The sequence below is a fragment of the Corynebacterium sp. genome, from assembly GCF_030152825.1.
Classification (GTDB): Bacteria; Actinomycetota; Actinomycetes; order Mycobacteriales; family Mycobacteriaceae; genus Corynebacterium.
In genome coordinates this window covers 1-25,455 of record NZ_JASLIP010000051.1, presented here as the reverse complement: position 1 = coordinate 25,455, position 25,455 = coordinate 1, and the positions used below count along the sequence as shown (strand labels likewise).

Here is a 25,455-nt window from a genome sequence, read left to right as displayed (position 1 = left end):
GAACTCCTCAGTAGCAGTAGTAAGTGATCTTTACCGCAACTGCTTGTGAAGCCCTAGAAAATCCCCCGCGCCGAAGCGCCCAAATAAAAGCCCCTTCAATCGCACGGAAGGGACTGCGAGAAGAAGTCTCGCTTTGGACCCGAGCCCAGCCAGTGACGGCGGTCTAAGGTGGGAGAAAAAGAACTCCACTTGCAGCTTGTCGACACACGACAAGCGGTAGTGCTTATGAATATAGCACGCAGATCTTAGGCGGGCAACATGGGCGCGAGGTATGTCGCGGTGTGGGAACCGTCGACCTTCGCCACGTCCTCCGGGGTTCCCTGGGCCACGACGGTGCCGCCACCCGAGCCTCCCTCCGGCCCCATGTCGATGATCCAGTCCGCGGACTTGATGACATCCAGATTGTGCTCGATGATCAGCACCGTGTTGCCCTTGTCCACCAGCCCCTGCAGGACCAGCATGAGCTTGCGGATGTCCTCGAAGTGCAGGCCGGTCGTCGGCTCGTCGAGGATGTAAATCGTCCGCCCGTTGGAGCGCTTCTGCAGCTCGGCTGCGAGCTTCACGCGCTGCGCCTCACCGCCGGACAGCGTGGTGGCCGCCTGACCCAAGCGCACGTAGCCCAGGCCAACATCCACCAGCGTGTTGAGGTAACGGGCGATCGCCGTGATGGGCTCGAAGAACTCCGCGGCCTCGGAGATCGGCATGTCGAGTACCTCGGCGATGTTCTTGCCCTTGTACTTCACCTCGAGTGTCTCGCGGTTGTAGCGGGCGCCGTCGCAAACCTCGCAGGGGACGTAGACGTCCGGAAGGAAGTTCATTTCGATCTTCAGCGTGCCGTCGCCGCGGCAGGCTTCGCAGCGCCCGCCCTTGACATTGAAGCTGAAGCGCCCGGCCGTGTAGCCGCGCACCTTCGCCTCGGTGGTCTCCGCGAAGAGCTTGCGCACCCGGTCGAAGACACCGGTGTACGTCGCCGGGTTGGAGCGCGGTGTGCGACCGATCGGGCTCTGATCCACCTGCACGAGCTTGTCCAGCTGATCCAGGCCGCTGACCTTCTTGTGGCGCCCCGGCACCAGACGGGCACCGTTGAGCTGATTAGCCAGCGACCGCGCCAGAATGCCGTTGACGAGGGAGGACTTGCCCGAACCAGACACGCCGGTGATGCAGGTCATCACGCCGAGCGGGATCGACACGTCCACCTTCTTGAGGTTATTTTCCTGCGCCCCGTGGATAGTCAGCATCCGCTCACTATCGATCTCTCGGCGAGACTCCGGCACCGCGAGGACTCGGCGCCCGGCGAGGTAATCGCCGGTCAGCGAACCCTCGGCATCCGTGATGCCCTCCGGCTCGCCCGAGTAGACGATGTGGCCGCCGTATTCGCCAGCATTTGGGCCAATATCAACCAGCCAGTCCGCCGCGCGGATCGTGTCCTCGTCGTGCTCAACGACGATCAGGGTGTTACCCAGGTCGCGGAGATTCTCCAGGGTCGTGATCAGCCGGGCGTTATCCCGCTGGTGCAGACCTATCGACGGCTCGTCCAGCACATAAAGCACCCCGGCCAGGCCCGCACCAATCTGGGTGGCCAGGCGGATGCGCTGCGCTTCGCCACCGGAGAGCGTGCCTGCCGAGCGGGACAGGGCCAGGTAGTCCAGGCCCACGTCCAGCAGGAACTTCAGGCGTGCCTGCGTCTCACGCAGCACCGCGCCGGCGATCATCTCCTGGCGCTTGTTCAGCGTGAGGTTATCCAGGAACTCGCTCGCCTCGGCGATGGAGAGATCGGAGACACCCGCGATGGACAGCTCCTTCTCCCCCGAGGCGATGGTCACGGCCAGCACCTCCGGCTTCAGGCGAGCACCTTTGCACGTCGGGCACGCCACCTCGCGCATGTAGCTGCGGTAGCGATCCTTGGACCAGTCGGAATCGGTCTGGTCGAGCTTGCGCTTCAGGAAGGGCATCACGCCCTCGAAAGGCGCGTTGTACCGGCGCTGGCGGCCGTAGCGGTTCTTGTAGCTCACGCTGATCGGGGTGGGGTGCCCCTTCAACACGGCCTTCTGCTCGGCCTTGTTCAGCTCCGACCACGGGGTCTTCGGGTCGATGTCCAGCTCCTTGGACAGCGCGGTGATGAGCTTGTCGAAGTAGCGCGCGTTCGGGCTGGACGTCCATGGGGCGATGGCCTTGTTCAGCGGCGCGTCCTCGTCGGGAATGACGAGCATCTCGTCCACCTCGAGCTTGGTGCCCAGGCCGTCGCAGGCCGGGCAGGCACCAAACGGGGAGTTGAAGGAGAAGGCGCGTGGCTCGAGCTCGTCGAGCTGCAGGGCGTGGCCATTAGGGCAGGCCATCTTCTCAGAAAAACGGCGCTGACGGTTCGGATCATCTTCGTCCAGGCCCACGAACTCGATAACGACGACGCCGTCCGCGCGGCGCAGTGCCGTCTCGACGGAGTCGGTGAGTCGCTGCTTCTGGTTTTCCTTCACCTGGAGGCGGTCGATGACGACGTCGATGTCGTGCTTGACCTGCTTCTCCAGCTGCGGTGGGTCGGTGAGCCGGTAGACCTCGCCGTCGACCCTAACGCGGGCGTAGCCCTCGGCGGCGAGCTCCTCGAAGAGGTCGACGAACTCGCCCTTGCGGGTGCGCACGACCGGCGCGAGCACCTGGAACTTGGTGCCGGGCTCCATGGCCATGATCTGGTCCACGATTTCCTGCGGGGTCTGCCGCTGGATCACCTCGCCGCACTTCGGGCAGTGCGGGGTGCCGGTGCGGGCGAAGAGCAGGCGCAGGTAGTCGAAGATCTCGGTCACGGTGCCCACGGTGGACCGCGGGTTGTGGTTGGTCGACTTCTGGTCGATGGAGACCGCCGGCGAGAGGCCCTCGATGAAGTCGACGTCCGGCTTGTCGAGGCGACCGAGGAACATGCGGGCATAGGAGCTCAGGGACTCGACGTAGCGCCGCTGCCCCTCGGCGAAGATGGTGTCGAAGGCCAACGAGGACTTCCCGGAGCCGGACAGCCCCGTGAAGACGATCATTTTGTCCCTCGGCAGCTCGAGGTCCACCCCCTTGAGGTTGTGCTCGCGTGCACCGCGGACCAAAAGCTTCTCTGCCACTCGTCCTCCTGTTTGGCTTGAGACACTGGGCCGCGCCTGGTTGGCGCGGGCTCAGCTTGAGTTCATTCCCACTGTACGACAAGTAGATATGCTCGAGTTCATGCATATGTCACAGGTCAGTGAGTTCGGACATCTTTCCAACCCCCGAGATGTCGAGATTATTTCCACCGATGCCACGATCGTGGCGCGGACCTCAGTCGGCGAGATGGATAACAACGTCTACCTCGTCGCCAGCGGCGGGCACGCGCTGCTCATCGACGCGGCAGCGGACGCCGAGCACATCCTGGCTCTGGCGGATCAGCTGCGGGTGACCATCACCGACGTCCTCACCACACACCAGCATGGCGACCACGTGCAGGCGCTGGAGGAGGTCCTGGCGGCGACGGGCGCGCGCCACCACGCGCCGCGCAAGGAAGCCGCCAACCTGCCAGCCCCGGCCGATGAGGTCTACGGCAACGACGACGGCACCCCGGAGCTGCTGCGCCTGGCGGGTAACTGCTCAGAGCTGAAGATGACGGCAGTGGAGCTGCGTGGTCACACCCCGGGCGGCATCGCCGTGCACGCGGAGCTGCCGGAGGACGCCCCGCGCATGTTCGTCGGGGATAGCGTGTTCCCAGGCGGGGTTGGCAAGACGAACTCGCCGGAGGAGTTCCAACAGCTGCTTTCGGACGTCACGCAGCGGGTTTTCAGCCTGCCTGATGGCACCCGGCTGCACCCCGGCCACGGTGACAGCACCACCGTCGGCGATGAGGCACCCCACGTCGAAGAGTGGGCCGAGCGCGGCTGGTAATCCCGCGAAACACGCAGCTGGCGCCCGGCCACTCGCGTAGACTTGATCCCCTAACGCTGGATAAAACTCCAGCTATCTTGCTACCCACACCGAAGGAGTCTTCATGCTTCGCAAGATCGCCCGTCCCCTGATGGCTTCGGCATTCATCGCCGATGGTGTCCAGATGGTGAAAAGCCCGCAGAATCACGCGAAGAACGCCGAGGTTGTGACCAGCACCCTGCGCAAGGTTCTGCCACCGCAGGCCGCTGCACTGCTGCCACGCGACGCTGAGACCAACGTCCGCATCGCCGGTGGCACCAAGATCGCCGCCGCTGCCCTGCTGGCCCGCGGTAAGGCACCTCGCCTGGCTGCCGCAGCACTCGCAGCCGCACACCTGCCTGCGATCCTGACCCGCCACGACATCAAGACCGTGGCCGGCAGGGGTGGCCAGAAGACCCAGCTGACTACGCTCCTGGCGGACGTCGGCCTGCTGGGTGGTCTGCTGATCGCCGCCGAGGACACGGCAGGCAAGCCGGGCCTGGCCTGGCGCGCGCAGCAGGCTCTGCCGGGTAAGTCCCAGCAGCAGGAGATGCTCGCCACCGCGCAGGGCTACGCCAGCGACTTCTCCGAGAAAGCCCGCGAGCTGGCCTCTGAGGCCTCGGACAGCATCTCCTCCGCGGCAAGCGCTGTGAGCGACTACGTCGACGAGCACTCCGACGAGTGGCGCGACACCGCCTACCAGGTGCGCGATCAGGCGAGCGCGTATGCTGAGACCTTTGCTGAGGAGCTGCAGGACAGCACGAAGGGCCTGTCCAAGAAGGCCAAGAAGAAGGCAAAGAAGCTCAAGTAAGCCCGTTGCACCGGAGGTAGATTGACCAGCCCCGCATCTAGCGGCAACCCGAATGATGCCGACCGCTCGCTCCCCGAGGCCATCACGAGCGAGCAGGACCACCTCGATGACCTGCTGGCCGAAGTGGACGTCACGACCGCCACGCTGAAGAAGCGACTGGCCAAAGTCCGCGCCACAGCAGACATCGATGATCCGCAGGGGCTGATGCGCCGCGACCGCGAGATCCAGGACATCTCGCAGCGACTGGATAACCTTTCCATCGCGGAGATCGGGCTGATGTTCGGCCGCATCGACGTGGCCGATGAGGAGCCGGAGAATCCGGTGCCCGGCTCCCCCGATCTGGATCGTCGCTATATCGGCCGGCTGGGGCTGCACACCCGCGATGACGAGATGCGCACCCTGCTGATGGACTGGCGCGCACCGATGGCCCGACCCTTCTACCTCGCCACCACCCTGCACCCGGATGGGGTGCATCTGCGCCGCCACATCAAGACCCGCGGACGGCGAGTGACCCACGTCGCCGATGAAAGACTCACCACCCGCGGCGAGGACCAGGCGTCCTTAACGGAAAAGACGACGTCCGCGGCGGGCGGGGTGGCTCAGGAGGCCGCGCTGCTGGATGCGGTGAACGCGGCCCGAAGCACGCGGATGGGCGACATCGTGGAGACCATCGCCGCGGAACAGGACGCCATTATCCGCAGCGAGCACCGCTCCGTCACCGTCGTCCAGGGGGCGCCGGGGACCGGGAAGACCGCGGTCGCGCTGCACCGCGCGGCCTACCTGCTGTACACGTGGCGTGAGCAGCTCGCGAAGACGGGTGTGCTCATCGTGGGGCCGAATGCGCGCTTCCTGGATTACATCTCGCAGGTTCTGCCCTCCCTGGGCGAGACCGGCGTGGTGCTGGCAACCCCGGGCACGCTGCTGCCGGGAGTGCAAACGCGCCCCGAGCCGAGCCTGCTGGCCCGGGAGGTCAAGGGCAGTGCCGAGATGCTGCACATCCTGAAGCTGGCGGTGCAGTCCTGGCAGCAGGTGCCGGAGGAGCCGCGCGGTTTCATGGTGGATGGCGTGGCCGTGGAGCTGAGCCCGAAGATGGTGCGCGCCGCCCGCACCCGGGCGCGACGCAGCCACAAGCCCCACAACCAGGCCCGGCCGCTGTTCGTGGACCATGCGATCGCTTCGCTGGCGGATGCGCTGGCAGAGACGATCGGTCGGGACCCGCTCGGCGGGGAGAATCTGCTGACCGCGGAGGATCGGGCGAGCCTGCGCGATGACCTGCGCGAGGAGCCCGCGGTGATGGCAGCGTTGGACGAGTTCTGGCCGGAGCTGACGCCCGAGGAGGTGCTAGCCGGCCTGTACGACCGCGCCGAAGAGATCGCTGCGGAGTACGACGAGGACACGATCCGTGGCCTGCAGGCCACCCCGCCGGTGGAGCTGGACGGCGGCCAGATCCTGTGGACAGCCGCGGATGCGCCACTGCTCGACGAGCTGGCGGACATGCTGGGCATCGTTGACGACGAGGCGGCGGAGAAGGCGGAACGCGAGGAGTGGCTGGCGAAGATCGCGGAGGCTCAGGACGCGCTGGACATCCTCACGGGCTCGGCGACCCAGGACCTGGACGATGGCTTCGCCCCGGAGATCCTCATGGCCTATGACGTCATCGACGCCGAGCAGCTGGCTGGTCGCCAGCGGGTGCGCGACGCCCGCAGCACGGCGCAGCGTGCCGCCCAGGATCTGCGCTGGGCCTTCGGGCACGTGATCGTGGACGAAGCCCAGGAGCTCTCGGAGATGGACTGGCGGATGATCTTCCGCCGCTCCCCCAACCGCTGGATGACCGTGGTGGGTGATCCGGCGCAGACGGGCAACCCGGCGGGCGTGGCTTCCTGGGGCGAGACCCTGGCCCCTTATGTGGCAGATCGCTGGGAGCTCAAGGAACTCAGCGTAAACTACCGCACGCCGCAGGACATCGCGGATGTAGCCAATCAGCTGCTCCCCGACATCGCCGAGGACCAGGAACCCGCACTCGCACTGCGCGGCACCGGCACGGGCGTGGCTTATGCGTCGCGGGCGGAGCTGGCGGGTGCGCTGCCCGAGATCGCGCGGCGGGCCGGCGAAGGCCTAGTGGGGATCATCGCCAGCGATGCGGACCTGGACTGGGCGCGCGAGACGGTGGCCGAGACCTTGGGGGAGGCTCCGGGCGCGGACCAGTCCAGCGTCGATGCTGAGGTGCTCGTAGTCAGCACCGCCGAGGCGAAGGGGCTGGAGTTCGACGAGGTCGTGCTCATCGAGCCCGCAGCGATCGTCGCCGCCTCCCCGCAGGGGCTGCAGGACCTCTACGTTGCGATCACCCGTGCGACCCAGGGGTTGAGCGTGTTCGCGGACCAGCCGCTGCCCTGGGACCAGGGATAAGAACGAGGGTCGCCGAATCTTCTAAAACTAGACCCCCACAACCGGTCTCTAAGGCGGGAGTGTAGAAAAGCTACCCCTTCCGGTAGGCACACCTCACAATTAAGTGAACCCCGCGGAAAATCTTCCGCGGGGTTCTTCACTACCTTGCCCTAACGTCAGCGCGCTTTCGACGAGTCCGACGCTAGCGCTTCAGCGCAACGCTCCTAGGGCTCCGACTTAGCCGACGGTGTGGACGATCATCACGTCGCAGTCGGACTGGCGGGCCACATCAGCCGGAACCGAGCCGAGCAAGCGCCCGGTCAGGGAGTTAATCCCCCGGTTCCCCACCACGAGCAAATCGGCATCCTCTTCGGTCACCACGGCCATGAGCGCGTCCACCGGGGCGCCCTCCCGCAGCACGGCACGCACCTTCTCGGCGCCCTCCTCGCGGGCGACCTCCATCGCGGAACCCAGCACCTCCTCGGCGTGCTCGTCCCCCACGACCGGCGAGGACTCGTCCCGGCGCGAGGCCTGGGCATCAGCCTCCTTGGCGAAGTACGCCGACGCGAGCACCAGCTCCGATCCAAAAGCCGCTGCGATTCCCGCCGCACGCCGGACGGCGAGGTGGGAGGATTTCGAGCCATCAGTGCCAACGACGATCTTTGAGAACATGCTCCCCATTCTATAGGCCAGCTTCCTTCATGCCCCGAAGTTCCTTATTCAGGTCCGCAATTTCATCACGCAGCCGGCCGGCCAGCTCGAACTTCAGCTCCCGGGCGGCTTCCTTCATCTGCGCGGTGAGGTCCTCGATGAGCTTCTCCAGCTGTGGTCGGGCCATGTCGCCGCGGTCCTCCGCCCGGCCGAAGGTGGCCATGTCCCCCTCCACGCCGGTCGACGTGGAGCCCGCCACCTCGCTGCCCGGCTCGCCGTAGCCCTCGGAGAATTCCTCGACCTGGTCCAGGATGTCCGCGATCTTCTTGCGCAGCGGCTGTGGGTCAATGCCGTGTTCCTCGTTATAGGCGATCTGCTTCGCCCGGCGTCGCTCAGTCTCGTCGATCGCGTTGCTCATCGACTCGGTGACGTTATCGGCGTACATGATGACCTCACCGGAGACGTTTCGGGCGGCACGGCCGATCGTCTGGATCAGAGAGCGGGTGGAGCGCAAGAAGCCCTCCTTATCCGCATCCAGGATCGCGACCAGGGAGACCTCCGGCAGGTCGAGTCCCTCGCGCAGCAGGTTGATTCCCACCAGCACGTCGAACTCGCCCAGGCGAAGCTGCCGCAGCAGCTCCACGCGCTTGAGGGTGTCGATATCCGAGTGCATGTAGCGCACCCGCACGCCGTGTTCCAGCAGGTAGTCGGTGAGGTCCTCGGCCATGCGCTTGGTGAGGGTGGTGACGAGCACGCGCTCGTCCTTGTCCGTGCGCTCGCGGATCTCCCCGATGAGGTCGTCGATCTGCCCCTCCGTCGGGCGCACCTCCACCTTCGGGTCCACCAGGCCCGTCGGGCGAATCACCTGCTCCACGAACTCGCCCTGCGCCGCGGCGATCTCGTAATCACCCGGGGTGGCGGACATGTACACGCACTGGCCCTTGCGGTCGTCAAACTCCTCCCAGGTCAGCGGCCGGTTATCCAGCGCACTCGGCAGGCGGAAACCGTGCTCGACCAGGTTGCGCTTGCGGGACATGTCGCCCTCGAACATGCCGCCGATCTGCGGCACCGTCACGTGGGACTCGTCGATGATGGTGAGGAAGTCCTCTGGAAAGTAGTCGATCAGCGTCGCCGGGGCGCTGCCGGCGGGTCGGCCGTCGATGTGCCGGGAGTAGTTCTCGATGCCGCTGGCGAAGCCCACCTGCTGGATCATCTCGAGGTCGTACTCCGTGCGCATCCGCAGTCGCTGCGCCTCCAGCAGCTTGCCGCGGTTCTCCAGGTCCTCCAGGCGCTCCGCAAGCTCCTCCCGGATGGCCTGCATCGCCTTCTCCATGCGCTCCGGCCCGGCGACGTAGTGGGTGGCCGGGAAGATGCGCAGTTCATCCACCTCGCGGATCACGTCGCCGGTCAGCGGGTGGATGTAGTAGAGCGCGTCGACGTCGTCCCCGAAGAACTCGACGCGGACGGCGAGCTCCTCGTATGCGGGGATGATGTCCACCGTGTCCCCCTTCACGCGGAAGGAACCGCGGGTGAAGGAGACGTCGTTGCGGTCGTATTGGATGTCCACGAGCAGGCGGAGGAACTGGTCGCGGTCGACTTCCTCGTCCACCCGAAGGACGACGGAGCGGTCCAGGTAGGACTGCGGGGTACCCAGGCCGTAGATGCAGGACACCGAGCTGACGACGACCACGTCGCGGCGGGACAGCAGCGCGGAGGTCGCGGAGTGACGCAGGCGCTCGACGTCGTCGTTGATCGAGGAGTCCTTCTCGATATAAGTATCGGTCTGCGCGATATAGGCCTCGGGTTGGTAGTAGTCGTAGTAGGAAACGAAGTACTCCACCGCGTTATTCGGCAGCAGGGAGCGCAGCTCGTTGGCCAGCTGCGCGGCGAGGGTCTTGTTCGGCGCCATGACCAGGGTGGGGCGCTGCTGCTGCTCGATCAGCCAGGCTGCGGTCGCCGACTTACCCGTACCGGTCGCGCCCATGAGGACGACGTCGCGTTCGCCGCGGTTCAGCCGTTCATCGAGTTCCGCGATGGCGGCTGGCTGGTCGCCCGCGGGTTCGTACTCGCTGATGACCTCGAATTTGGCATCGCTGCGCTCGACCTCCCCCACGGGGCGGAATTCGGAGTAGGACAGCTCGGGACGCTCTGCTGCAAAAGCCATGTGTCTATCCTAGGCAGCCCGCGTGGTCGGCAGCCACCGGGCGACCTGGCCGCAGCGCTAGAGCTGGTCTAGGCGCGGTTTTTGCCGGCCTCGCCGCGGGGCTACTGCGCTGCGAGCCGCGGGGCGACGACCTGCTCCCAGAAGGTGTCGACCTGTTGCAGGAGCTGATCCCGGGTGCCGGAGTTATCCACCACGGAGTCCGCGGCGGCAAGCCGCTCCTCGCGGCTGATCTGGGCCGCGATCCGGCGGCGGGCGTCCTCCTCGTCCAGGCCACGGGAGTTGACCAGGCGGTCGATACGGATCTCGTCTTCCGCGTCGACGACGAGCACGTGGTCCATCTTCTTGTACTCGCCGTTCTCGATGAGCAGCGGCATGTCGTAGACCAGCACCGGCACGTCCTCAGTGCGGGCCTGGGCGAAACGCTCGAGGGTGCGTTCCCGGATGCGGGGGTGGGTGATGGAGTTCAGCTTCTCGGTGGCCTCCGGGGCGGCGAAGGCCTGGCGGGCGAGCTCGGCACGGTTGAGGGTGCCGTCCGCGTTGAGCACCCCGTCGAAGGCCTCGGCCAGCTCCGCGAGGGCTGGCTCGCTGGGTTCGACGATCTCGCGGGCGATCTTATCGGCGTCGACGATCCGGGCGCCGAGGGTCTTCAGCCGGCTGGCGACGGTGGATTTCCCGGAGCCGATGCCGCCGGTGAGTCCGATGAGAAACATTGCTTCGATCCTAAGAGCTCAGGAGCAGACGATTAGCTGCCTGCAGGCACTGTGCCCACGAGACGGTCACGTTGGTGTAGTCCACGCGCAGCTGATTAGCCGTGTAAAAATCACCTTCGGCCACGGCCTGTTGCCACTGCTCAGAAATCTTGTCCGACTCGGACTTGAGCTTCTTGCAGTTCTTCGGGTTGAGCATCAAGGATCCGCCCGAGCTCGCAGTGGGACGCTCGATGTCTGGGAGTGGTTGGGCTTGCTCGGCCCCCGCCGGGGCTACCCCGCCACCGAAACCTGCCGAGAGAGCGAGAGCTGCAGCCAGCGCAATGGTGGCGCGTTTCCGAAAAAGATTCATGCCCCTAAAGCTACATCACTTGAAGATCCCCGTTGTGATTGAATTAACACCATGACTGTTCTCTCCGGACATCGCAGCCCTTCCTCTTTCGCCCGCAGTGGGACCAGGACGGCGTTGCTGGTCGCCACCCTCGCCACGTCCTCCTTCTCGGTGATGGTCGGCTCCGCTGGCGCCGCGCACGCCGCTGGGCCGTGCTCGGCCTGGTCGCCCAGCAGCTCCGACACGGCGGCCGCCCTGGGCTCCAGCGGCAGCTCCTCGGGTTCCTCGGCTCCCTCGTGGTTGAAGGGCATCCCCGGTGGCATGCCCGCTTTGACCGGCCATACCACGGCCATGCACATCCTCACCGGCCCCAACGGCCCCGATCAGCTCTCCAAGTTCGGCTTGGCCAGCACGGACCTGGGCTTCATGTGGGACGCCGGTGACGGACGCACGCTCGCTGTGTTTGGGGACTCCTTCAGCTGCGGCCCCCGCGGGGACGGCTGGCATTCGAATGCGATCTTCGAATCGGATGACCGCGACCCCTCCAACGGCATTCACCTGACCCGGCCGGTCAATGGGGATCGTTCGGACGAGTTCCTCCCGCGTTCGCTGAAGATCGACGGCGTAGAGATGACGGTCATCCCGACCTCCGGCATCGCGATCGACGGCGTGCAGTATGTGGACTTCATGTCCGTGAAGAAGTGGGGAACGCCCGGAAACTGGACCACCAACTACGCGGCCACCGCCAAGTCCACCGACGGAGCTAAGACCTGGACCGTGATGGAGGGCTCCAAGCGAACGAACACCAGCCCCTCCAGCAGCGATAAATTGCCAACGCTGCCGGCCCACGTGCGCGGCGCGGAGAACTTCCAGATGACGGCCTTCGCCGCACCTCCAGCAGAGAGCAACGACCCGTATGTCTACGTTTACGGCACCCCCAACGGGCGTTCAGGGCAGGCCCGGCTCGCCCGCTTCCCGAAGGACAGCTTCGCCCTCTTCCCCGGTGCTGCGGCTCACTCCGACGCAGAGTTCTACACCGGCAGCGGCTGGAGCCGCACCATGTCGGACGCCGCTCCCGTGCTGGACGGCAGGGTCTCCGAGCTCTCGGTGATGTACCACCCGGAACAGGATGCCTGGCTCGCACTCTACGAGGCGCCGCAGGGCGTGGTGATTCGGAAGGCCGCCTCTCCGGAGGGGCCGTGGAGCGCGCCGAGGACGCTGGTCTCTCGCGCTCAGATCGGCGACCTCTACGGCGCGTTCATGTTCCCCCACCAGGTCGATGAGAACCTGTACTGGGTGGCCACGACGTGGAAGGACTACAACCCGGTCGTGTACAAGACCGACCTGGGTCGCGTGTTCCAGTAGAAGCATCTGTTAGCGCTCATAGTCTGAGCACGCCAAAGGCGCCCAGCGGGCGAGGAGAACCCTCCGCCGCGGGGCGCCTTCTCTTTCGCTATCGGCGCAGCTGGCTTAGCGCTCGACGATGGCGACGATGCCCTGGCCACCTGCTGCACAGATGGAGACCAGTGCGCGGCCGCCGCCGTTCTCCTCGAGCAGCTTCGCGGTGGTGGCGATGATGCGGCCACCGGTTGCGGCGAATGGGTGGCCAGCGGCCAGCGAGGAGCCCTTGACGTTGAGCTTGGAGCGGTCGATCGCACCCAGCGGCTTGTCCAGGCCCAGGCGCTCGCGGCAGTACTCCTCGGACTCCCAAGCCTTCAGGGTGGCCAGGGTCTGGGAGGCGAAGGCCTCGTGAATCTCGTAGAAGTCGAAGTCCTGGAGGGTCAGGCCGTTGCGCTCCAGCATGCGCGGGACGGCGTAGGTCGGGCTCATCAGCAGGCCGTCCGGGGTCTTGCCGTCGTGGCCGTGCAGGAAGTCCACGGACGCGACCTCGGAGTCCACCAGGTAGGCGCGGACCGGGAGGTTGCGCTCCTTGGCCCACTCCTCGGAGGAGAGCAGGACGGCGGACGCGCCGTCGGTCAGCGGGGTGGAGTTACCGGCGGTCATGGTGGCGGTGGTGCCGTGCTGTGCCGCGTCGCGCTTGCCGAAGACCGGCTTGAGCTTGGCCAGCTTCTCCGGGGTGGAGTCCGGGCGCAGGTTGGTGTCGCGCTGCACGCCGAGGTACGGGGTGATGAGGTCCTCGAAGAAGCCCTCGTCATAAGCCTTGGCCAGGTTCTGGTGGGAGGTCGCGGCGAACTCGTCCTGCTCCTCGCGGGTGATGTTCATCTCGCGGGCGGTGATCGCAGCGTGGTCACCCATGGACAGGCCGGTGCGCGGCTCGCCGTTGCCCGGCTGATCCGGTGCCAGCTGGGCCAGGCGGATGGAGCCGACCAGCTTCAGACGCTGCTGGGTGGTCTTGGCCTGGGTCAGCTTGATGAGGGTCTTGCGCAGCTGGTCGCCTACCGCCAGCGGGGCATCGGAGGTGGTGTCCACGCCGGAGCCGATGCCGGACTCGATGCGGCCCGCGCGGATGGCGTCGCCGACGGCGACGATGGCGGCCAGGCCGGTGCCACAGGCCATCTGCATGTCCATGGCCGGGGTGCTGTTGGCCAGGGAGGAGCCCAGTACAACCTCGCGAACCATGTTGAAGTCGCGGGAGTGCTTCAGAACCGCACCACCGGTGACCAGGCCGAGCTCTTCGTCCTGGAGGCCGTAGCGGGCGACGAGGCCCTCGATGGCCGCGGTGAGCATGTCCTGGTTGGATGCGTCCGCGTACTCCTTGTTGGAGCGGGCGAAAGGAATGCGGTTGCCGCCGAGGATGGCGACCTTCTTCTGGTTACCGTTCGTCATGATGGTTTTCACTCCGTCTCTAGAATGTGCACCAAAGTTGTGCGTCTCCCAACCGACTATAGAGACGTGCTGGGGCCTGGGGCAGAAAACGAAAATATAAAAATAATTTCACTAGATTTCACCCTCAGTGTGACCCCCGACACCGTAGAGTTGAAGTCACGTTCTTAAAAATCTTTCCGGTCAGCCCGCTGTGCTCGCTAGCCCGCGCCTCGTCAGAAGGGTGCATCCAGCGCGCAGCAAGTTAACGTGACGTGAAGACCGGAAAGCGACAACCCGAAGGAGAATAAGTGTCTAAGACTTCCTCCCAGCACTCCGACCGTTACGGCGAGTTCATTGAGTCCCCGTTCGGCAGCTTCCTGGCTGACAAGGTCGGCCTGCCGAAGCCCGAAAAGCTGCGCCGCTACAAGGCCGGCGAGGCAGCACTGCCGGGCCTCGTGCTCGTCGGTGGTCAGGGCCGCCTGATCGACCCGGTCACCTCCCTGCTGGATGCGGACTACGACCTGACCCGCGACTCCGGTGACAGCAAGTACGCCGCCTTCGTCTTCGACGCGACCGGCATCACCAAGCCAGAGGAGCTCCACCAGCTCTTCGACTTCTTCAACCCAGTGATGCGCAAGCTCGCCCCGAACGGCCGCATTGTCGTGCTCGGCACCACCCCGGAGCTTGCCGAGTCCACCGACGAGGCCATCGCCCAGCGTGGCCTCGAGGGCTTCAGCCGCTCCGTCGCCAAGGAGCTGCGCCGCGGCGCGACCGCCCAGCTGGTCTACGTCAGCCCGAAGCTCTCCGGCGACTTCACCGGCCTGGAGTCCACCCTGCGCTTCCTGCTTTCCGGCAAGTCCGCCTACGTCGACGCCCAGGTCATCCGCGTCGACGACACCGCAGCCACCGCACCGGCAAACTGGGACCAGCCTTCTGAGGGCAAGGTCGCCGTCGTCACCGGTGCTGCCCGCGGCATCGGCGCCACGATTGCCGAGGTCCTGGCTCGCGACGGCGCGAAGGTCATCTGCGTGGACGTCCCGCAGGCCGGCGACGGCCTGGCTGAGACCGCCAATCGCGTCAAGGGCACCTCCCTGCCGCTGGACGTCACCGCCCCGGATGCTGCCGACAAGCTCAAGGAGCACGCCGAGGCTCGCTTCGGCCAGGGCATCGACATCATCGTCCACAACGCCGGTATCACCCGCGACAAGCTGCTCGCCAACATGGACGACGCACGCTGGAACGCCGTCATGGCCGTGAACCTCATCGCCCCGATTCGCATCACCGAGGGCCTGATCGCCAACGGTGGCCTCAACGACAACGGCCGCGTCATCGGCGTGTCCTCCATCGCGGGCATCGCCGGTAACCGTGGCCAGACCAACTACGGCACCACCAAGGCCTCCGTCATCGGCCTGGTCAACACCTTCAGCGAGAAGCTGGCGGACAAGAACATCACCGTCAACGCCGTGGCACCGGGCTTCATCGAAACCCAGATGACCGCCGCCATCCCGTTCGCGACCCGCGAGGCCGGCCGTCGCATGAACTCCCTGCAGCAGGGTGGCCAGACCATCGACGTCGCAGAGACCATAGCCTACTTCGCGGCACCGGCATCCAACGCGGTGACCGGCAACGTGGTTCGCGTCTGTGGCCAGTCCCTGCTGGGTGCGTAAACAAAGCCCTGCCCCGCTGACATCTTTTCAACTTCTTAAAGGAGGTTCCTGTGGCTGAGGTTTCCTACAAGGAACTGCCCAAAATTCCGGCGCTCATGGACGAGTACCGGAACGCAGTCAAGGACATTCTGCCGGTCGTCGGGTCCACGCGCTCTGCGAAGGACAACCCGAAGACCGCGTTCGAGGTCCGCGGCGTGAAGATCGACGTTCCGCACCTCGCGGCGTACTGCAGCGCGACGGATCTGCGGCTGACCAACGAGCTGCCGCTGACCTACCCGTACGTGCTCTCCTTCCCCATCGTGATGAAGGTCCTGACGGCTCCGGACTTCCCGTTCGGCGCTGTGGGTGCGGTGCACCTGAATAACGTCATCGAACAGAAGCGCGCGCTGACGGTCGACGACGTGCTGGACATCAAGGTCCACGCCGAGAACCTGCGCGAGCACAACAAGGGTCTGCTCATCGACCTGGTCACCGAGATCGCCTCGGGCGGCGAGGTCGTGTGGCGCCAGGTCTCCGGCTTCCTGGCCAAGGGTGCGAAGCTCTCCAGCTCCTCCCCGCTGGCAGGTGGCGAGAAGACCGACGGCGTGATCCTGCCGATCACCGAGCTGGCGGATCCGCGCCCGACCGCGAATGTGCGGGTCACCCCGTCCCAGATCAAGGACTACGCGGAGGCTTCGGGCGATAAGAACCCGATCCACGTCTCCGGCGTGGGTGCGAAGGCCTTCGGCTTCCCGGCGGTCATCGCGCACGGCATGTGGTCCGCGGCGCGCCTGCTCGCCACACTGGAGGGCGAGATCCCGTCCGCAGCGCGCTACACGGTGCAGTTCGCTAAGCCGGTGACCCTGCCGGCCACCGTCGCGGTCTTCACCCAGAAGGCTGCCAACGGCGACTGGGACATCCAGCTGCGCAAGGCGTCCAAGCTGGACACCGTCCACGCAGTGGCGAAAATCGAGCAGCTCTAAGCCGCTCGCTGTAGCACTCCCCTTTCGGCCAGTTCGCGTTTCTACGCGGGCTGGCCGAAAGCCTTGTCGGGGCGGCCCGTCCATAAACACCGTCCAGCTGGCTGAAGCGGCGACAATATGTCTAGCCCGTGCAGCGAGAATTCACTAGGCGCGCAAAAACACGGGTGGGTGCGCAATCCACGGTGGGGTGCGGACTAACATGATCAGCATGGAGCAGGTACAGCAGGCCTTCTACGAGCAAATCACGATCGACCCAGCCCGCATCCCCATCGTCGTCCTCTCGGCGCTGGCGATCTACCTCTTCTTCCTGATCCTCGTGCGGCTGTTCGGCGTCCGCATCATGACGAAGATGAATGCCTTCGACACAGTCGTCCTAGTCATGTTCGGCGCGGTCTCGGGCCGCGTGGTCATCGGGCACCCGCCGACCCTTGCCGCGGGGGCGATCGGGCTGTTCACACTCATGCTGCTGGAGGCGATCTTCGGCGCGGCGCGGAAGTCCAACGCCGTGAGCCGCGTCTTCGACGAGGACCCCCAGGCCGTCTTCGCGCACGGCCAGTACCTGGACCGGCAGCTGCGCCGCACCCACGTCTCCCGGGATGACCTGCGGATGGTCATGCGCCGCGCCGGAGTGGCAAGCCCGGCCGACGTCCAACTCATCATTCTGGAGCCCACCGGCGAGATGACCGTCTACAAAGCCGGCATCGTGATCGACCCGGAGATGCTGCGCGGGGTCGCGGGCCTGCCCTCAGGGTTTACGCAGCACGATCGCGAGAATCACTAGGGCAATACCGGCCATCTCCGTGAGGCTGATCCACTGCTTCAGCGCCACCGCCCCCACCAGAGTCGCTACGAGCGGGAGTACGGCCTGCAGAAGCGCGAACAGCGACGAGCCCGCGAGCCTCAGCACCACCTGGTCCAGGGAATAAGGGATCGCAGCAGACAGCAGCCCCAGGCCCGCGGCGAGCCCGATGATCGTCGGTGCGGCCATCGCGAGGTTTTCTGGCCACAGCCAGATGGCCAGGGGAAGGCCAAGGACACCGGCGTAGGTGAAGCCCACCGCCAGCGAGGACTTGGAGGTATCCGCGTTGGAGGAAATCTTGGCACCAAGCAGGATATAGCCTGCCCAGAACACGCCCGCTGCCAGCGCCCACAGGATGCCGCTGGCCTCAGCTGACCACTGAGCCCCGGAAATCACCAGCACGCCAGCGATGGCGAAACCGAGGGCCAGCCAGTCACGCAGTCGCCTCGACCCCCAGGCCGCAACAATCACCGGCCCGATGAACTCGATCGCCACGGCCGAGCCCAGCGGGATGGACTGGATAGCCATGTAGAAGGTCATGTTCATCGCCATCGCGGCCACGCCAAAGAAGGTAGCGATGAGCGCCGGGCGGCCGATAAAGGAACTCGCTCGCGGCCGGAAGAAAGCCCAGAGGATAAGACCTGCCGTGGCGATGCGGAACCAAGCCACCACCACCGGTGGGAAGTGATCGAATAGCCCCACGGCCAGCGCTGCGCCCACGTAGAGCGAGAGACCGGAAACCGCCATGATCGCCGGCGGCAGCACACGGGAAGAGCCCTGGTGAGAAAGCGATCCGAACATGCCGTTGATCCTATCCAACCGCCCCCAGACACGAAAAAGGGCCCACACCATACGGTGCGGGCCCTTGCTTTCAGCGCTCTAGCGAACTTGCCTCAACTCCGCCGGAGCCGGGTAGTGCGCTTTACTCGCCGCCGGCCAGCTTCTCGCGCAGAGCAGCCAGCTGCTCGTCGGAAGCCAGGGTGCCAGCGTCCTCAGCCGGGGCCTCGGCAGCCTTGGTCTCGGCGCCGGACTCGGAGGAGTAGCCGCCCTCGCCGTTAGCAGCAGCCTCTGCAGCTGCGGCGCGGTGGCGTTCGATCTGAGCTGCGTGCAGACGGTGGCGACGCTCGGACTCGGCGTAGCGAGCCTCCCAAGCCTCACGCTGTTCGTCGAAGCCCTCGAGCCACTCGTTGGTCTCCGGGTCGAAGCCCTCCGGGAAGATGTAGTTGCCCTGCTCGTCGTAGGAGTCGGCCATGCCGTACTTGGACGGGTCGAACTCCTCGGTGAAGTCCTCGTCAGCCTGCTTCAGGGACAGGGAGATACGACGACGCTCGAGGTCGATGTCGATGACCTTGACCATGACCTCTTCGCCAACGTTGACGATCTGGTCCGGAACCTCGACGTGGCGCTCGGCCAGCTCGGAGATGTGAACCAGCCCCTCGATGCCCTCCTCGACGCGGACGAATGCGCCGAACGGAACCAGCTTGGTGACCTTGCCCGGAACGATCTGGCCGATCGCGTGGGTGCGGGCGAAGACGCGCCATGGGTCTTCCTGCGTTGCCTTCAGGGACAGGGAGACGCGCTCGCGGTCCAGGTCGACGTCCAGAACCTCGACGGTGACCTCGTCGCCGACGGTGACAACCTCAGACGGGTGGTCGATGTGCTTCCAGGACAGCTCGGAGACGTGGACCAGGCCGTCAACGCCGCCGAGGTCAACGAATGCACCGAAGTTGACGATGGAGGACACGACGCCCTTGCGGACCTGGCCCTTCTGCAGCTGGTGCAGGAACTCGGAGCGGACCGCGGACTGGGTCTCCTCCAGGTATGCACGGCGGGACAGCACGACGTTGTTGCGGTGCTTGTCCAGCTCGATGATCTTGGCCTCGATCTCCTGGCCGATGTACGGCTGCAGATCGCGGACGCGACGCATCTCGACGAGGGAAGCCGGCAGGAAGCCGCGCAGACCGATGTCCAGGATCAGGCCGCCCTTGACGACCTCGATGACGGTACCGGTAACCGGCTCGTCATTCTCCTTGAGCTGCTCGATGGCACCCCAAGCGCGCTCGTACTGGGCACGCTTCTTGGACAGGATCAGGCGACCCTCCTTGTCCTCCTTGGTGAGGACCAGAGCGTCGATCTCGTCGCCAACCTCGACAACCTCATTCGGGTCGACGTCGTGCTTGATGGACAGCTCACGGGACGGGATTACGCCCTCGGTCTTGTAGCCGATGTCCAGCAGGACCTCGTCGTGATCGACCTTGACGATGGTGCCCTCGACGATATCGCCATCATTGAAGTACTTGATGGTCTCATCGACGGCGGCGAGGAAATCCTCAGCGGAGCCAATGTCGTTGATGGCTACCTGAGGGACGTTGTTGGTTGGCATATGGAAGTGTTCTCCGAAACGGAAATCAAATAGGAATGGACAGGGTCAAACTGCGCCTTTCGACGCGTAACGTACTGAAGGTTACACGAGAGGCTTTAGCTGCACAAACACCTGTTTTGCAAACTCCTCGGTCGTGGCGGGACGGGACGCACCTTCCGCCCCACTCGCCACAGCGGAATCATGAGCCCCAGCGGTTTCGGGCTCGGGGGCGGTGGCAGGCGCTTCGCGGAGCAGATCCGCGGTCGGCGCCTTGATCACGGCCTCGCGTACCGCGCCTTCCAGGAGCTCCGCAGCTTGCGGATATCCCAACGAGTCGAGCATCTGCGCGGCAGAGTTCATGATGCCCGCCGGGTTGGCGATCCCCTGGCCCGCGATATCCGGGGCGGAACCGTGCGCGGCCTGGGCCATGACCTGTGACTCGCTGGCATTGATGCTGCCCGCGATGCCCAGCGAACCGCCCAGCCCGCCGGCCAGGTCGCTCAAGATATCGCCGAACATGTTCTCGGCCACGATCGTGGCATAGCGCTGCGGGCGGGTCACCAGCTCCGCGCACAGGGCGTCAATGTGCACCGGCTGGACCTCGACCCCGAACTCTTCCGCGCAGGCCTGCGCCTCGCTGACGTAGCGGCCCGAGGTCTCGGGTAGGACGTTGGACTTGTGCGCCACCGTCAGCACCCCGTCGCGGGCGGCGGCGATGGCGGCAGCGCGACGGACGATGCGGCGAATCTTGGTCTGCGTGAAAACGCCGATCGCCAGGGAGACCTCCCCGTTGACCGTGATATCGCCGCTACCCACCAGCATGTTGCGGTCAGCGTACATCCCCTCGGTGTTCTCCCGGACGATGACCACATCCAGGTCCGGATGCACCGCCCCCGGCACGCCGCGCACCGGGCGGATATTCGCCCACAGGTCCCCCTTTGTGCGCAGATGAGCCGAGGGGTTGAGCTGGCCCGCCGCACTCGCCGGATAGGACACATTATCGTGAGGCCCCAAGACCCAGCCGTCCAGGCCGGTGATGGTCTCCCACGTCTCCTCCGGCACGACCCGGCCGGTGGCGTCGATCGCCTCGCGGCCCAGCAGCAGCGGCACAAACTGCGGCACCGCTTCCCCACTGGCCTGCAGCGCAAGCTCCACCGCCCGCACCGTTGGGGCGACGATCTCAGGGCCGATACCCTCGCCCTGCCAGACTCCGAGACGACAATTTTCTGTATTAGCCATGCCCTCCACCCTAGGACTCGCAGACCAGGCGAGCACAGGGTCTTTGCATTATTCTTGCGCGTTGCCCGAACCTGACGTCCTGAAATAAACCCAGCGTGCCTGGTGTCTTTTGCAGGGAAACGGCCGTAAAGTACCTCGGGTGACTGATTACTCTTCGCACTCCGCAGCATCGGAGCAGGCCCCGGCCAGCACGGCCGGCAGCTCCAGCGGCGTGAGCTTTGACAAGACCAAGCCCTCCGCGCTCACGATCATCCTCAACGCGATTCGCGGCGGCCTGATCGGCCTCGCCGAGCTCGTGCCGGGCGTGTCCGGCGGCACGATCGCTCTGGTGACCGGCGTGTACGAGCGAGTGCTCTACAACGCCAATGTCTTCCTCGACGGGGTGAAAACCCTGCCGAAGGACCGGGCGAAGGCGGGCCAGCGTTTCCGCGACGTGGACTGGTGGCTACTGATCCCGATGCTCATCGGCATGGGACTGATCGTGGTGCTCATGGCGGGCCCGATGAAGGACTTCGTGGCCAATCAGCCGATCGCGGCGCGCTCGCTGTTCCTCGGCATGGTGGTGGTCTCCATTGCCGTGCCGCTGCTGATGATCGACTGGAAGAGCTCCTCGGCCAGCTGGGCAAAGGTGCTGCCGATCATGGGCATCGTCGCGGTGCTGACGTTCTGGGCCACGGGGTTCACCAGCACCACGCAGCGTGACCCGAACCTGCTCATCGTCTTCCTCGCCGCGGCGGTCGCGATCTGTGCGCTGGTGCTGCCGGGAGTGTCTGGCTCCTTCTTCCTGCTGGCGGTCGGCCTCTACGAGGCCACCTTGGGTGCTGTGGACGAGCGGAACTTCACCTACCTGGGCATCTTCGCCCTCGGCGCGCTGACAGGCATCGTGCTCTTCGTGCGCCTGCTAGAGAAGATGCTCAGCGAGCACCGCACCGTCACGCTGGCCGCGATGGCTGGTCTGCTGTTGGGAAGCCTGCGCGCGCTGTGGCCGTGGCAGGATGACTCCGCGGGCCTGCTCGCACCGGACGAGAACGTCGGTGGCGCGATCGGGCTGTTTGTGCTGGGCGCCGCGGTGGTGGCCGCGATGGTGGTCGCGGAGCGGCGCTTCGGGAGCGACAAGGCCGAGGCGACCGCGAAGGCCTAAGGGCTCCTGCAATAAGACGAAACATCCCCACGGTGACCGAACAGCGTGGGGTTTCGCATTGCTGTGAGCGTGACCTTGCACGCACGCTGCGATCATGCAGCGAGAGCGCTGCGGCGAAGGCTAGTGCCCGGCGAGATCCCAGTTCTCGCCGTGCCCGGCGGAGACATCCAGGGGAACCCGCAGGCTGGCGGCCGAATCCATGTTCTCCTCCAACAACTGCTGAATCTGCTCAAGCTCACCAGGTGCGATCTCCAGGACGAGCTCATCGTGGACCTGCAGCAAAACCCGGGACTTCAGATTCGCGTTGCGCAGCGCGCGATCAACCCGCAGCATCGCGAGCTTGATGATGTCCGCGGCCGTACCCTGGATCGGCGCATTGAGCGCGGCGCGTTCCGCGTTCTCCCGGGCGACACGGTTCGAGCTGGCTAGCTCCGGCAGATAGCGACGGCGACCGTAAAGCGTCTCCGTGTAGCCGGTCTCCTTAGCCGCCTCGACGACCTTGTCCAGGTAGCGCTTCACGCCACCGAAGCGGTCAAAGTAGTTCTCCATGATCCCCTTGGCCTCACCCGGGCTAATGCCCAGCTGCTGGCTGAGACCAAAGGCGGAGAGGCCGTAAACCAGGCCATAGCTGAGAGCCTTGACGCGACGGCGCAGCTCCGGAGTCACCTCGTCCACCGGGACGTCGAAGACTCGGGAACCGACGTAGTTGTGCAGGTCCTCGCCCGCCCGGTAGGCCTCGATGAGGCCGGCGTCCTCGGAAAGGTGCGCCATGACGCGCATCTCGATCTGCGAGTAGTCGGCGGTCAGCAGCGTCTCGTAGCTCTCGCCAACGCGGAAGGCGGAGCGGATCTTGCGGCCCGCTTCCGTGCGCACGGGGATGTTCTGCAGGTTCGGTTCCGAGGACGACAGTCGGCCGGTTGCCGCGCCCTTCTGGTTGAAGGTGGTACGGATGCGGCCGTCGCCGTCGATGGCATTGATGAGACCGTCGATGGTGCTTTTCATCTTCTGGTACTCGCGGTGCGCCATGAGGTGATTAAGGAAGGGGTGCTCGGTCTGCTGCTGAAGCTTCTCCAGCTCCGCGGCGGCAGTCGAGTACCCGGTCTTGGTCTTCTTGGTTTTCGGCAGGCCGAAGTCCTCGAAGAGCACCTTCTGCAGCTGCTTGGGGCTGGAGAGGTTGAGCTGATCGTCCTCGGCGAGTTCGCGGGCGGCGGTGACCTCGTCGGCGATCTGGGCTTCGTAATCGGCGGCGAGCTCCTCGAGGGCGGCCTTATCCACCTCGATGCCACGGGCCTCCATCTCCGCGAGGATGTGGGTCAGGGGCACTTCCATGGAGAAGTAGAGCTCGGCCTGGCCGGCCTCCGCGAGCTCCTGGTTCATGATCCCCACGAGTTCGCGAACGGCCTGGGCGCGCTCCAGGCTGCCCGAGTTCTCGGGCAGGTCGCGGCCCGCATGGCGCTGCAGTACGTCCCCCAGCGACCAGCTGCGCAGGTCCGGGCGAACAAGGTAAGCAGCCACGGAAGTGTCGTGTTCCACCCCGTCGAGGGCGAAACCCTGCTGGCGCAACGCGTGGAAGCTCTGCTTGGAATCGTGGAACCACTTCGGTGCCCCGCGGTCAGCGAGCCAGGTTCGCAGCACCTGTTCGTCCTTCTCGTGCAGGGCTGCGAGGTCAAGCTTTAAGCCTTTATTTTCCGCACTGAGCAGGCCGAGCGTCTCGCCCTCGATATCCACGGCGAGCGCCTCGGCGACCGCGTCGCGGCCCTCCTGATAGGCAGCGTTTTTCTTCAGCCAGTTGGCCAGCTTGCCGGGTGCCAGCTCTTCCTCGGTGATGGGGATGCTCGCGGTGTCCTCGAACTCCACCCCGAGGGTGCGGAAGGTGCGGTTGCGCAGCGTGGTGCCGAACTGCAGCTTCTCGAAGATCGACAGCGCGTCGTTCGGGTCGATGTCCGCCGGCTTCAGCGAATCCAGGCTGTCCACCATGTCCAGGTCCCGGACCATCTCGGTGATCTTCCGGGCCAGCTGGATGTCTGCGACATAGGCGCGCAGGTTCTCGCCTACCTTGCCGCGGATGTCGTCCATGTTCTCGATGACGCCGTCCAGGGAACCGTACTTCTGGATCCACTTCTGGGCGGTCTTTGGTCCCACGCCCGGCACGCCCGGCATGTTGTCCGAGGTATCGCCGCGGAGTGCTGCGAGGTCCGGGTACTGCTTCGGGGTCACGCCGTACTTCTCTTCCACGGCTTCCGGGGTGAAGCGGTGGAGCTCGGAGACCCCGCGCAGGGTGTAGAGGACGGTGATGTCGTCCTCCACGAGCTGCAGGGAGTCGCGGTCACCGGTGCAGATGAGGGTGTTCATGCCCGCGTCGTGGCCCTGGGTGGCCAGTGAGGCGATGATGTCATCCGCCTCGTAGCTCTCCTTATCCAAGGTGGTGATGCCGAGGGCCTTCAGCGTCTCGCGGATCAGCTCGATCTGGCCCTTGAACTCCGGCGGGGTGGACGGACGCTGGGCCTTGTACTCGGGGAACTCCGCCTCGCGGAAGGTCGGGCCCGAAAGGTCGAAGGCGGCGGCGATATGGGTGGGCTTTTCCTGTTCCACCAGCCCCAGGAACATCCCCAGGAATCCGTAGACGGCGTTGGTGTGCTGCCCGCCAGTCGTCGAGAAGTTGGCCGCCGGGAGGGCGTAAAAGGCCCGGAAGGCCAGGGAATGCCCGTCGAGCAGGAGCAGGGTTTCTTCAGATTTACCACCGGTTGTCATGCCCGCCATCCTACTGAACGGCTACCCACGCGCTGTTTTGTGCCCACCTGGGAGCTACCGTATGCTTTGACCTATTGCGCCCCCGTAGCCCAATTGGCAGAGGCAACGGATTCAAAACCCGTCCAGTGTGAGTTCGAGTCTCACCGGGGGCACTTTTACCCCCGCTGTGGCCTGGTGAAACTCCGGCCCGCAGCGGGTTTTCTACATTTCGACGACCATCTTCCCGGTATTGCCGCCGGTGAAGAGCTCGAGAAAAGCCTGAGGCATGGCCTCGATGCCGTGACGGGTCGTGACGTCATACTGAACCTCACCGCTGGCGATCAGCGGGGCCATCCGCTCCCGGAACTCGCCCGCTACGTCGAGGTACTGCCCCAGCACGAAGCCGCGCAGGGTCAGGCACTTGCCGATCGCGAGCGCAAGGTTGCGCGGCGCGGCCGGCTGCTGTGTGTCGTTGTACTGGGCAATCGCGCCACAGAGCGCGACGCGACCGAAGGTATTCATGCGACCAATGGCTGCCTCCAGGTGATCGCCGCCGACGTTATCGAAGTAGACGTCGATCCCCTCGGGCGCGGCCTGCCGCAGCTGCCCAACCAGGTCACCCTCGCGGTAGTTGATGGCAGCGTCGAAGCCCAGCTCCTTGAGCCGAGCAACCTTTTCCTCGCTGCCTGCCGATCCGATCACGCGAGACGCACCCAGGTGGCGGGCGAACTGGCCCACCGCCGAACCCACGGCACCGGCAGCCCCGGACACGAAGACCACGTCCCCCTCCTTGATCTCCGCGATGCGGGTAAGCCCCACATAAGCGGTCAGTCC

The 25,455-nt window shown here is 65.5% G+C and carries 19 protein-coding genes and 1 tRNA gene; 9 read left to right on the top strand and 11 right to left on the bottom strand.

Annotation, left to right across the window (positions count from 1 at the left end; genetic code table 11):
- Nucleotides 1–245: 245 nt before the first annotated feature.
- Entirely contained in the window at nucleotides 246–3,098 is a 2,853-nt protein-coding gene (uvrA, locus tag Q1V78_RS06130; RefSeq protein WP_300612713.1) for an excinuclease ABC subunit UvrA, read from the bottom strand.
- Nucleotides 3,099–3,204: 106 nt separating this feature from the next.
- On the opposite strand from uvrA, the gene Q1V78_RS06125 reads away from it, so the two are divergent.
- The 3 genes from Q1V78_RS06125 to Q1V78_RS06115 all read left to right on the top strand — a co-directional run bounded on the left by Q1V78_RS06125 (nucleotide 3,205) and on the right by Q1V78_RS06115 (nucleotide 7,123).
- Nucleotides 3,205–3,888 (top strand): MBL fold metallo-hydrolase, encoded by a 684-nt coding sequence (locus Q1V78_RS06125; protein WP_300612711.1) that lies wholly within the window; start codon nucleotides 3,205–3,207, stop codon nucleotides 3,886–3,888.
- Nucleotides 3,889–3,991: 103 nt separating this feature from the next.
- Entirely contained in the window at nucleotides 3,992–4,717 is a 726-nt protein-coding gene (locus Q1V78_RS06120) for a DoxX family membrane protein (RefSeq protein ID WP_300612709.1), read from the top strand.
- A gap of 21 nt (nucleotides 4,718–4,738) precedes the next feature.
- Nucleotides 4,739–7,123: an AAA family ATPase gene (locus tag Q1V78_RS06115; protein ID WP_300612707.1), complete on the top strand. Its 2,385-nt coding sequence runs from the start codon at nucleotides 4,739–4,741 to the stop codon at nucleotides 7,121–7,123.
- 216 nt (nucleotides 7,124–7,339) lie between these two features.
- Here Q1V78_RS06115 and Q1V78_RS06110 read toward each other — a convergent pair whose 3' ends face one another.
- The 4 genes from Q1V78_RS06110 to Q1V78_RS06095 all read right to left on the bottom strand — a co-directional run bounded on the left by Q1V78_RS06110 (nucleotide 7,340) and on the right by Q1V78_RS06095 (nucleotide 10,976).
- Nucleotides 7,340–7,783, bottom strand: coding sequence for a universal stress protein (locus Q1V78_RS06110; protein ID WP_300612705.1), 444 nt, complete (start codon nucleotides 7,781–7,783; stop codon nucleotides 7,340–7,342).
- A gap of 1 nt (nucleotide 7,784) precedes the next feature.
- Nucleotides 7,785–9,917, bottom strand: a complete 2,133-nt coding sequence (uvrB, locus tag Q1V78_RS06105; protein WP_300612703.1) for an excinuclease ABC subunit UvrB — start codon at nucleotides 9,915–9,917, stop codon at nucleotides 7,785–7,787.
- A gap of 101 nt (nucleotides 9,918–10,018) precedes the next feature.
- The gene (gene coaE, locus Q1V78_RS06100; RefSeq protein ID WP_300612701.1) at nucleotides 10,019–10,627 is read right to left on the bottom strand and encodes a dephospho-CoA kinase; all 609 of its coding nucleotides are present in this window, start codon (nucleotides 10,625–10,627) and stop codon (nucleotides 10,019–10,021) included.
- 10 nt (nucleotides 10,628–10,637) lie between these two features.
- Nucleotides 10,638–10,976, bottom strand: coding sequence for a hypothetical protein (locus Q1V78_RS06095; protein WP_300612699.1), 339 nt, complete (start codon nucleotides 10,974–10,976; stop codon nucleotides 10,638–10,640).
- 51 nt (nucleotides 10,977–11,027) lie between these two features.
- Here Q1V78_RS06095 and Q1V78_RS06090 point away from each other — a divergent pair, with 51 nt between their 5' ends.
- Complete coding sequence (locus Q1V78_RS06090; protein ID WP_300612697.1) at nucleotides 11,028–12,320, top strand: DUF4185 domain-containing protein; 1,293 nt, start codon at nucleotides 11,028–11,030, stop codon at nucleotides 12,318–12,320.
- Nucleotides 12,321–12,425: 105 nt separating this feature from the next.
- Here the strand turns inward: Q1V78_RS06090 and Q1V78_RS06085 are convergent, their stop codons facing one another.
- Nucleotides 12,426–13,742 carry an acetyl-CoA C-acetyltransferase gene (locus Q1V78_RS06085; protein WP_300612695.1) on the bottom strand — a complete coding sequence of 439 codons (1,317 nt, stop codon included), beginning with the start codon at nucleotides 13,740–13,742 and terminating at the stop codon, nucleotides 12,426–12,428.
- A 287-nt stretch (nucleotides 13,743–14,029) separates the two neighbouring features.
- Between Q1V78_RS06085 and Q1V78_RS06080 the strand changes: the two genes are divergently transcribed.
- From Q1V78_RS06080 to Q1V78_RS06070, 3 genes are all read left to right on the top strand, one after another.
- On the top strand, nucleotides 14,030–15,388 hold the full coding sequence (locus tag Q1V78_RS06080; protein WP_300612693.1) for a 3-oxoacyl-ACP reductase: 1,359 nt from the start codon (nucleotides 14,030–14,032) through the stop codon (nucleotides 15,386–15,388).
- A gap of 50 nt (nucleotides 15,389–15,438) precedes the next feature.
- On the top strand, nucleotides 15,439–16,350 hold the full coding sequence (locus Q1V78_RS06075) for a MaoC/PaaZ C-terminal domain-containing protein (RefSeq protein WP_300612691.1): 912 nt from the start codon (nucleotides 15,439–15,441) through the stop codon (nucleotides 16,348–16,350).
- A 199-nt stretch (nucleotides 16,351–16,549) separates the two neighbouring features.
- On the top strand, nucleotides 16,550–17,131 hold the full coding sequence (locus Q1V78_RS06070) for a DUF421 domain-containing protein (protein WP_300612689.1): 582 nt from the start codon (nucleotides 16,550–16,552) through the stop codon (nucleotides 17,129–17,131).
- Here the strand turns inward: Q1V78_RS06070 and Q1V78_RS06065 are convergent.
- From Q1V78_RS06065 to Q1V78_RS06055, 3 genes are all read right to left on the bottom strand, one after another.
- Nucleotides 17,096–17,950 (bottom strand): EamA family transporter, encoded by an 855-nt coding sequence (locus Q1V78_RS06065; RefSeq protein ID WP_300612687.1) that lies wholly within the window; start codon nucleotides 17,948–17,950, stop codon nucleotides 17,096–17,098. The two genes, Q1V78_RS06070 and Q1V78_RS06065, sit on opposite strands and share 36 nt — an antisense overlap.
- Nucleotides 17,951–18,071: 121 nt before the next feature.
- Nucleotides 18,072–19,532 carry a 30S ribosomal protein S1 gene (gene rpsA, locus Q1V78_RS06060; RefSeq protein ID WP_012360388.1) on the bottom strand — a complete coding sequence of 487 codons (1,461 nt, stop codon included), beginning with the start codon at nucleotides 19,530–19,532 and terminating at the stop codon, nucleotides 18,072–18,074.
- 81 nt (nucleotides 19,533–19,613) lie between these two features.
- A complete protein-coding gene (locus tag Q1V78_RS06055; protein WP_300612684.1) occupies nucleotides 19,614–20,750 on the bottom strand; it encodes an isocitrate/isopropylmalate family dehydrogenase in 1,137 nt (378 codons plus the stop codon).
- Between the two features lie 109 nt (nucleotides 20,751–20,859).
- On the opposite strand from Q1V78_RS06055, the gene Q1V78_RS06050 reads away from it, so the two are divergent.
- The gene (locus tag Q1V78_RS06050) at nucleotides 20,860–21,891 is read left to right on the top strand and encodes a DUF368 domain-containing protein (RefSeq protein WP_300612682.1); all 1,032 of its coding nucleotides are present in this window, start codon (nucleotides 20,860–20,862) and stop codon (nucleotides 21,889–21,891) included.
- 120 nt (nucleotides 21,892–22,011) lie between these two features.
- Here the strand turns inward: Q1V78_RS06050 and polA are convergent, their stop codons facing one another.
- Nucleotides 22,012–24,651 carry a DNA polymerase I gene (gene polA, locus Q1V78_RS06045; protein WP_300612680.1) on the bottom strand — a complete coding sequence of 880 codons (2,640 nt, stop codon included), beginning with the start codon at nucleotides 24,649–24,651 and terminating at the stop codon, nucleotides 22,012–22,014.
- 69 nt (nucleotides 24,652–24,720) lie between these two features.
- Here polA and Q1V78_RS06040 point away from each other — a divergent pair.
- A tRNA-Leu gene (locus Q1V78_RS06040) sits at nucleotides 24,721–24,794 on the top strand.
- A 49-nt stretch (nucleotides 24,795–24,843) separates the two neighbouring features.
- Here Q1V78_RS06040 and Q1V78_RS06035 read toward each other — a convergent pair.
- On the bottom strand, nucleotides 24,844–25,455 hold a 612-nt coding region (locus tag Q1V78_RS06035), incomplete at its 5' end, for an NADP-dependent oxidoreductase (protein WP_300612678.1).

Bases quoted from the DNA above. Each gene is read 5' to 3' on its own strand.
- Q1V78_RS06125 (WP_300612711.1), top strand. From the start codon at position 3,205: ATGTCACAGGTCAGTGAGTTCGGACATCTTTCCAACCCCCGAGATGTC.
- Q1V78_RS06120 (WP_300612709.1), top strand. From the start codon at position 3,992: ATGCTTCGCAAGATCGCCCGTCCCCTGATGGCTTCGGCATTCATCGCC.
- Q1V78_RS06110 (WP_300612705.1), bottom strand. From the start codon at position 7,783: ATGGGGAGCATGTTCTCAAAGATCGTCGTTGGCACTGATGGCTCGAAA.
- uvrB (WP_300612703.1), bottom strand. From the start codon at position 9,917: ATGGCTTTTGCAGCAGAGCGTCCCGAGCTGTCCTACTCCGAATTCCGC.
- coaE (WP_300612701.1), bottom strand. From the start codon at position 10,627: ATGTTTCTCATCGGACTCACCGGCGGCATCGGCTCCGGGAAATCCACC.
- Q1V78_RS06095 (WP_300612699.1), bottom strand. From the start codon at position 10,976: ATGAATCTTTTTCGGAAACGCGCCACCATTGCGCTGGCTGCAGCTCTC.
- Q1V78_RS06090 (WP_300612697.1), top strand. From the start codon at position 11,028: ATGACTGTTCTCTCCGGACATCGCAGCCCTTCCTCTTTCGCCCGCAGT.
- Q1V78_RS06085 (WP_300612695.1), bottom strand. From the start codon at position 13,742: ATGACGAACGGTAACCAGAAGAAGGTCGCCATCCTCGGCGGCAACCGC.
- Q1V78_RS06070 (WP_300612689.1), top strand. From the start codon at position 16,550: ATGATCAGCATGGAGCAGGTACAGCAGGCCTTCTACGAGCAAATCACG.
- Q1V78_RS06065 (WP_300612687.1), bottom strand. From the start codon at position 17,950: ATGTTCGGATCGCTTTCTCACCAGGGCTCTTCCCGTGTGCTGCCGCCG.
- rpsA (WP_012360388.1), bottom strand. From the start codon at position 19,532: ATGCCAACCAACAACGTCCCTCAGGTAGCCATCAACGACATTGGCTCC.
- Q1V78_RS06055 (WP_300612684.1), bottom strand. From the start codon at position 20,750: ATGGCTAATACAGAAAATTGTCGTCTCGGAGTCTGGCAGGGCGAGGGT.
- polA (WP_300612680.1), bottom strand. From the start codon at position 24,651: ATGGCGGGCATGACAACCGGTGGTAAATCTGAAGAAACCCTGCTCCTG.